General features: G+C 77.6%; 1 protein-coding gene. It reads right to left on the bottom strand.

Going from position 1 to position 1,891, the window contains the following annotated elements; translation table 11 throughout:
- Nucleotides 1–17: 17 nt before the first annotated feature.
- Nucleotides 18–1,891 (bottom strand): ABC transporter ATP-binding protein/permease (locus MHY85_RS20880; protein ID WP_239200365.1); only part of this gene is annotated, 1,874 nt, incomplete at its 5' end.

Here is a 1,891-nt window from a genome sequence, read left to right as displayed (position 1 = left end):
GGCGTGCGTGGCGGCGCTCACGGGCGGGCCTCCTGCTCGGTGAGCGGGCCCGCGGCGACACCGGACAGGTCCAGCGCGCGGGCGTAGTACGAGTCGATGCCGCCGAGCCGGTCCGGCGGGCCCTGCTCGACGATGCGCCCCTCCGCGAGCACCAGCACCTCGTCGGCGCCGCGGACGGTGCTCAGCCGGTGCGCCACCACGACGACGGTGCGCCCTTCGCCGGCCCGGTCCAGCGCCTCCACCAGCGCGGCCTCGGAGGCGGCGTCGACCTGGCTGGTCGGCTCGTCGAGCAGCAGCACGGGCGCGTCCTTGAGCAGCGCGCGGGCGACGGCGAGGCGCTGCGCCTGGCCGCCGGAGAGCGACAGCCCGCGCTCGCCGACCCGGGTGGCCAGGCGGTCGGGGAAGCGCCGCACGTCGTCGGCGAGGTTCGCCTCGGCGAGCGCGTGCCACAGCCGGTCGTCGTCGGCGTCGGGCGCGGCCAGCCGGAGGTTGTCCGCGAGCGTGCCGGTGAACAGGTAGGTCGACTGCGCGACCACGGCGGTCTGCGCGCGCACCCAGTCCACGGGGACGGCGGTGGCGTCGTGGCCGCCGACGCGCACGGCCCCGCTCGCGGGGCGCAGGTGCGCCTGGATCAGCGCCGCCACCGTGCTCTTGCCCGAGCCGGACGGGCCGATCAGGGCCACCCGCCCGCCGCGGGGCACGGTGAACGACACGTCGTCGAGGACCGGTCGCCCCCCGGGGTAGGCGAAGGAGACGTGGTCGAGCGCCACGGCCTCGGGCCGGCCGCCCGTCCCGTCGGACCCGGGGGCCCCGTCCTCGGCGGTGCCGCGCAGATTCACGTGGAACGTGCTGGTCACGGGGGCGCGCACCCCCGCCGTGTCGCCCGCGGTGGCCGGCTGCGCGAGCAGCGCGTCGATCTCGCGGACCGCGGCCCGCCCACCCATGCCGACGTAGAAGACCTGCCCGACGCGGTCGAGCGGCTCCAGCAGCACGGTCGACACCAGGACCACGGCGACCGCCTGGCCCGGCGTGATCGCGCCGTCCCGGAGCCGCGCCATCGCGAGGCCGGCGGCGGCCGCGACCATCGCCAGGGAGAACGAGGCGTCGATGACGAGCAGCACGACCTGGTTGCCCGCGAGCAGCCGCATGACCATCCGGCGCAGCTGCTCGGCGCTGCGGGCGAGCTCGGCGCCCTTGGCCGTCGCGCGGTTGAACGCGGTCGACGTCGGCAGGCCCTGGATCGCGTCGAGGAACTGCGCGGCGAACCGGCGCGCGGTCATCCGGTACTGCACCGAGACGCTGCGGAACAGCCGCTGGAACCCGTTCACGAGCAGCGGGATGGCGGGCAGCGCGAGCGCGAGCCAGCCGGCCACCACCCAGTCGACGGCCGCCCCGAGCGCGACGAGCGCGATCACCGGGACGGTCATCGAGGCGATGATCGGGAACTTGAAGGTGACCTCGTAGGAGGCGGCCCGCTCGACGCCGTCGGTGGCGGTCGACACGAACCGGCCGGAGCGTTCCTGGGTCCGGAACGCGACGCCGAGCCGGAACATCTGGTCCAGCAGCACGTCGCGGCGCTCCGCCTCCCGGCGGCCGACGGCGCCGAGGCTCAGCCGCGGGCCGGCGAACGCCGCCGCCGCGAGCGCGAGCACCCCCGCGACGACCGCGACCGCGGCGCCCGGCGGGACGCCGTCGCCGGTGCGAGCGCCGTCCAGGACCGCGCCCAGCGCCAGGTAGACGGTGGTGGTGCCGGCCGCGACGACCCAGGTGAGGGCGGCGGGCAGCAGGCTGACGCCGCGCGGGAGCGGCGGCGTGGGGACCTGGGGCGGGCCGGCGGGCGCTCCACCGGGACGGCCGGGGTGGCCGGCGTGGCCGGCGCCCGGGCCGTCCC

Origin of the sequence: Cellulomonas sp. ACRRI (assembly GCF_022346185.1) — a bacterium.
Taxonomy (GTDB): Bacteria; Actinomycetota; Actinomycetes; order Actinomycetales; family Cellulomonadaceae; genus Cellulomonas.
The sequence above is the reverse complement of the archived record's forward strand: the minus strand, read 5'-3'. Positions and strand labels throughout refer to the sequence as shown.